The organism is Alcanivorax sp. HI0083 (assembly GCF_001635175.1).
The window spans coordinates 1-5,675 of record NZ_LWFX01001094.1; the positions used below are offsets into that span (position 1 = coordinate 1).

The 5,675-nt window shown below is 57.1% G+C and carries 5 protein-coding genes and 1 pseudogene; 1 reads left to right on the forward strand and 5 read right to left on the reverse strand.

Annotated elements, in window-relative coordinates:
• From A3754_RS14790 to A3754_RS14800, 3 genes and pseudogenes are all read right to left on the reverse strand, one after another.
• A pseudogene (locus A3754_RS14790) lies at positions 1-278 on the reverse strand (DUF805 domain-containing protein); the annotation flags it as partial.
• Entirely contained in the window at positions 271-678 is a 408-nt protein-coding gene (locus A3754_RS14795) for a YkvA family protein (RefSeq protein ID WP_063520313.1), read from the reverse strand. The pseudogene A3754_RS14790 and the gene A3754_RS14795, both read right to left, overlap by 8 nt.
• Entirely contained in the window at positions 668-1,450 is a 783-nt protein-coding gene (locus A3754_RS14800) for a ParA family protein (RefSeq protein WP_039925960.1), read from the reverse strand. The genes A3754_RS14795 and A3754_RS14800 overlap by 11 nt, the downstream gene beginning before the upstream one ends.
• A 333-nt stretch (positions 1,451-1,783) precedes the next feature.
• Between A3754_RS14800 and A3754_RS14805 the strand changes: the two genes are divergently transcribed.
• Positions 1,784-3,127, forward strand: a complete 1,344-nt coding sequence (locus A3754_RS14805; RefSeq protein ID WP_063520314.1) for a cytochrome P450 — start codon at positions 1,784-1,786, stop codon at positions 3,125-3,127.
• A gap of 143 nt (positions 3,128-3,270) precedes the next feature.
• Here A3754_RS14805 and gorA read toward each other — a convergent pair whose 3' ends face one another.
• On the reverse strand, positions 3,271-4,635 hold the full coding sequence (gene gorA, locus A3754_RS14810; protein ID WP_063520315.1) for a glutathione-disulfide reductase: 1,365 nt from the start codon (positions 4,633-4,635) through the stop codon (positions 3,271-3,273).
• 88 nt (positions 4,636-4,723) lie between these two features.
• On the reverse strand, positions 4,724-5,675 hold a 952-nt coding region (locus A3754_RS14815), incomplete at its 5' end, for an FMN-binding glutamate synthase family protein (RefSeq protein WP_197468670.1).

Sequence of the window (5,675 nt, forward strand, 5' to 3'; positions counted from 1 at the left end):
AAACGGCGCACCAGAAGTCCAATTTGGTAGACCAGCAACGCCAGCGACACCACTGCGACGACGCCCCAACCCACCCACTGCGGCAACAGTTCGGCGGACAACAACAGGAAAAGGGCCATCAGCAAGCCCGACAGCAGCACAGCACCAAACTGGTAGCACGCAAACCGCAGGCGGCCAAGCCGTTGCCGCAGGCTGAGCACGGAGAGAGGCTCATAAACAATCATGCCCTTGCCCTGATAACCAGGCTTGAGTGATTCAGCCCCGTAGCCGTCATTCATTGTTTTCTCCCCCGGCCTCACCCTGCACATTGCGCCACTGTTGGTAGCGGTCCAGATCCGTGCGGGTCAGCTTAAGTGTGCGCGATATCACTGCAATATCATCCAGCAGACCCAACGCCACAATCGGGTCAGGGATAGCATCCAGCGGCATCAAAAAATAAACCAGCGCGCCAGTGATCGTTAGCAAGGTACCCCAGGGAACCGTTCGGTATCGCCCGGTTACCCAATCCCGTAGCAATGACGCCAGCAAGATCAGGTCGGCAAAGGTATCTCCGAGCCGAGCCTTGAACCGGTCCGAGCGATTAAAAACCGCCTGGACCAGCCAGCGGGTGGCCGTGGCAGAACGAAGGATTCGCCCCGCCCGACGCCGGGCCTCGACCCGGAACGGATTAACCGGCACTGATTTCCCTGAACAGCGCACGGTACTCATCGGTGAGCTTGTGCCGTGGCTGCATATTGACCAGTGGCGTCGCTTTCTCGTGGGATTCGCGCATCACTACACTGCTGGAGAGTTTGTTGGCAAGAATCGGCAACCCCTCTTCTTCGAGAGACGCCACCAACTCCTGAGGCAACCGCGCCCGAGGCTGGTATTGATTCACCACAATGCCTTCCACCTGCAGGTCATCATTGTGGTCTTCCCGGGCTTCCTGAATATTTTCCAGCAGTGTGTACAACGCCTTGCGGGAAAACGCATCGCAGTCAAAGGGAATCAGCACCCGATCAGCCGCAATCAACGATGACAAGGTGTAGAAGTTATACGCTGGCGGCGTATCCACAAAAATCTCGTCAAAGTCTTTCGCCAGCGCCTTCAGCAAACCACGCAGTTTGTAGATCTTGTGCTTGGACTCGAGCATATGCTCGATTTCCCCCAGCTCGCCATCGGACGGCAACACAAACAGGTTCTCAAACGGGGTGGCATGCACATAGTCACGCGGATCTTTTTCTTTCAGCCGAAACGACAGGGTCTGAGCAAAAAAAGTGCCGATGTTGGGTTTTGGCCCGTGCCCGTTACTGTACGCGGGCATGCCCAGCAAATACTGGCTGGCGTTGCACTGTGGATCCAGATCGACAACCAGGGTGCGTTTGCCCTCCGACGCGCTGATAGCCGCCAGATTGACCGTAATACTGGACTTCCCCACGCCCCCTTTCTGATTGAACACCACTCTACGCATTCCTTGTTCTCCTTAAACAGCAAGTATTGGCGTTGCCGAATCATACACAGCCTGCCAAGCCACTCACAGTGCCAAAGTGCCGGGCATAAACTGCTACTCAGACTGTCCACAGAAACTGTGGATAACCTGGTGAATAACCGCTGAGCGAAATCGGCAAAGCGTGGCCGATCAGACGCACGTTACGGTTCGATTAAAAAACACCCAAATTAAACGTGGACGCGAAATCTATTTACTTCCCCTTGCTGAGCGCCAGCAAGCGAGCTAAAAGTAAACACAATGTTTCATTTCGGCGCTTCACCTGCGCCGTTCACAGCTATTTTTCAGGTGCTCTATATGTCTCAGCCATTCTGCGCCCCGCCACGGACAAGCTCTCTCAAGGCAATCCCTGGTGATGCGGGATTGCCCCTTATCGGCCACACCCTGGCTTTCATGCGCGACCCGATTGGATTAATGCGCAAACGCTATGACACCTATGGGCCGGTATCCTGGAGCAGCGTATTTGGCTTGCGCATGATCCAGATGCTCGGCCCCGACGCCAACCAGTTCGTCATGCTCAACCGCGGCGACCTGTTTTCCAATCATGATGGCTGGGATTATTTTATCGGTCGCTTTTTCCATCGCGGTATCATGTTGCTGGATTTCGAAGAGCATCGCTGGCATCGCAAGATCATGCAGCAAGCCTTTAACAAGGACGTGCTGAAAGGCTATCTCGACCGCATGGGGCCACACATCGCCAGCGGGATCGCAGATTGGGAGCGTATTGATCAATTCAAGGTACTTGAGGAGGTAAAGCAGCTCACTCTGGATCTGGCCACGGATGTATTCATGGGCTATGAGCTGGGGCCGGAGGCAGATTCTATCAACAAGGCTTTCGTGGATACCGTTCGCGCCGGCACGGCCATCGTGCGTACCAGTGTGCCGGGGTTGCGCTGGTCCAAAGGCCTCAAGGGGCGACGGATTCTGGAAGCGTTTTTCCGCAAGGAATTACCTGCCAAGCGCGCCAGCCAGGAATCGGACCTGTTCAGCGCGCTCTGTCATGCCAGCACCGAAGACGGCGACCGGTTCAGTGACGATGACGTGATCAACCATATGATCTTTCTGATGATGGCCGCCCACGACACCACCACGATCACTCTCTCCACCCTCTTTTATTATCTCGCCAAGAATCCCGAGTGGCAGGAGCGGCTACGCGAAGAAAGTCGCGCCCTGAACAAGCGGGATCTGGAATATGACGATCTGCCCAGGCTGGAAGGTATCGGCATGGCCATGAAGGAAGCCTTGCGGTTGTGCTCACCGGTACCTTCCCTCCCCCGCAAAACAGTCAAAGATGTGGAATATGAGGGTTTCTTTATCCCCGCCGGCAGTTTTATCAACGTGGTGCCCTACTTCACCCATTATATGGAGGAGTACTGGCCAGACCCGGAGCGCTTCGACCCGGAACGGTTCAGTGCCGAACGGCGCGAAGACAAGGTGCATCCCTATGCCTGGATGCCTTTTGGCGGTGGTGCCCACAAGTGCATCGGCCTGCACTTTGCCGACCTGCAAGTGAAAGCGGTTCTACACCAGGTTTTGCTCAACTATCGATGGTCGGTGCCGGAGGACTACGAAATGCCGGTGGACACCAGCAGCCTGCCGGTGCCCGCCGATGGTTTGCCGGTTACCCTGGAAAAGCTGTAGCGCTTCTGCAGGACGGGCACCTGCACCCGAAGGTCTTGTAGGAGCTTGCTTGCAAGCAAACCCCAACGGTTAACCCGCCACCCGGTTCGCCTGCAAGCAACCTCCTACAGAAGCCCAGTTTTACAGGAACGGGGCTCCGCCGGTTAGGCGGTGACTCGCACCCCCTGGCGCAGGGTTACCAGTTCTTCCGCCGCGGTTGGATGAATCCCCACGGTGCCATCAAAATCCGCCTTGGTGGCGCCCATCTTGATAGCCACCGCAAAACCCTGCGTAATCTCGGCTGAGTCTTCACCGGCCATATGCAGACCAAGCACCTTGTCGGTGGCATCGTCCACAATCAGCTTGATCAGTGAACGCTCCTGCTTGTCCCCCAGGGTATAACGCATGGGCCGGAACGCACTTTTATATACCCGCACCGCCGGCACGCGGGCCAACGCCTGTTCTTCCGTCAGGCCCACCGTGCCAATATTGGGGTGGCTGAATACGGCAGTGGCAATGTTGTGATAATCCATGGCGGCTTCAGGCTTGTGCTCCCCATAGAGTTTCGCCGCCAGCCACATGCCCTCCGCCAGTGCCACCGGGGTTAATTGCACCCGATCAATCACATCGCCAAGCGCATAAAGCCCCTCAACACTGGTCGCAAAGCCGTCATCCACCTTGATAGCACCGCCTTCTGTCATGGCCGGCGCAGCACCCTCAGCAAACAAACCATCCAGCTTGGGGATGCGCCCGGTGGCGTAGAACACTTCATCAAATACCGCCTGCTCGCCTCCTTGATAGGTAACGTGTTTTTCGCCGTTGATCGCCTCAATACTGGCAACGTCCGCATTGAATTTCAGTGTTACGCCCTGCTCCGTCATCTGCTCGGCGATAAACTCACGAATGTCCTGGTCGAACCCGCGCAGAAACAGATCACCACGGTAGACCTGCGTCACCTCACAGCCCAGGCCGTGCAGGATGCCCGCAAACTCCGTGGCAATGTAACCACCACCCACCACGGCAACACGCCTGGGCAGTGTGTCCAGATAGAACAGGTCGTCGGAGATGCGTACATGTTCACGGCCTGGCAGGTCTGGCACGAAGGGCTTGCCACCCACTGCCACCAGAATATGCCGGGCGGTCAACACGGTTTCACCGACGGAGACCTTGCCACCACCCAATACCTGCCCGTGACCTTCAAAAATCGTCACCCCGGCCTGATTCAGAATCCGCTGGTAAATACCGTTCAACCGGCTGATTTCGCGGCTTTTGTTATCACGCAATGTGGGCCAGTCAAACTCCCAGCCTGTCACGGTGTAGCCATAATCTTCAGCCAGCGCGAATTCCTGGGGGAAATGGCTGCCGTACGAAAACAGCTTCTTGGGCACGCAGCCCACATTCACACAAGTGCCACCGAAAAAGCGTTCTTCGATAATCGCAACGCTGGCGCCATGGGAAGCAGCCATGCGCGCGGCGCGCACGCCGCCAGAACCGGCACCAATTACAACAAGATCAAATTCCGTGGTCACTGAAAACTCCTCTGTGTTTTGTTCATTGTGAAGGCTGCAGCGATTAGCACAAACGCAGCCATTCGATAGCGCTTATAGGTGCCCGCCATTACGGGCCAGTTCCAATGCCCTGCCAGCGCACAAAAGGCTGTTTCTCACTGGGCCGCCCTTCACGCAGATAGATGCCGGGCTCTACCTGCGGCCACAACCGGTCAAGCGGGACAGACTCACCATTACTGCTCAGCATGCGTGCATGGTAGCGTCGCAATTGGCGTGGTTCGGCCACACCGCAGGAATGGGCAATGGTTTCCACTTCCTTCACCAGGTTGTTGTGGAAGTGCGCCACGCGCCGGGATTTTTCCGCCGGCACCAGCCCCCGCTGCAATCGCGGATTATGCGTGGTGACGCCGGTGGGGCAGGTATTGCGGTTGCACTGCAGCGCCTGAATACACCCCAGGGCGAACATATAGCCCCGGGCCGACACGCAGAAATCCGCCCCCACTGCTATTGCCCAAGCCACCATGCTCGGGGTGATCAGCTTGCCTGACGCAATAATGCGGATACGGTCTGTGAGGCCGTAGCCATCACGCAGATCCACCAGCAAAGGCAGGGATTCCACCAGATACAAGCCCACATCATCCATCAGTGACATGGGCGCCGCTCCGGTGCCGCCATCACCGCTATCGATAGTGATGAAGTCCGGCGCTGATTCCAGGCCGCGCGCATGAATGGCCAGAAACAGGTCCTCCACCCACGCCCAGGCACCGAGCACACACTTGATACCAGTGGGCTTGCCGCTCACCTCACGTACATGGGCGATCAGGTCCAGCAAATCATCCGCACTATGTACATCCGGCTGGCCGTTGGGGCTAATAGATGCCTGGCCCGCCGGAATGCCGCGAATGTCAGCAATTTCCTGAGTCACTTTGGCGGCGGGCAGAATACCGCCCTTGCCAGGTTTGGCGCCCTGGCTGAGTTTGATTTCGATCATTTTCACTTGTGGCCGCGCCGCGATTGCCGCCAGTCGCTCGTCGTTCAGGTTGCCTTCCGCATCGCGCACA

Coding starts and splice junctions, on each gene's coding strand:
- A3754_RS14800 (WP_039925960.1), bottom strand. CDS start 1,450: ATGCGTAGAGTGGTGTTCAATCAGAAAGGGGGCGTGGGGAAGTCCAGT.
- A3754_RS14805 (WP_063520314.1), top strand. CDS start 1,784: ATGTCTCAGCCATTCTGCGCCCCGCCACGGACAAGCTCTCTCAAGGCA.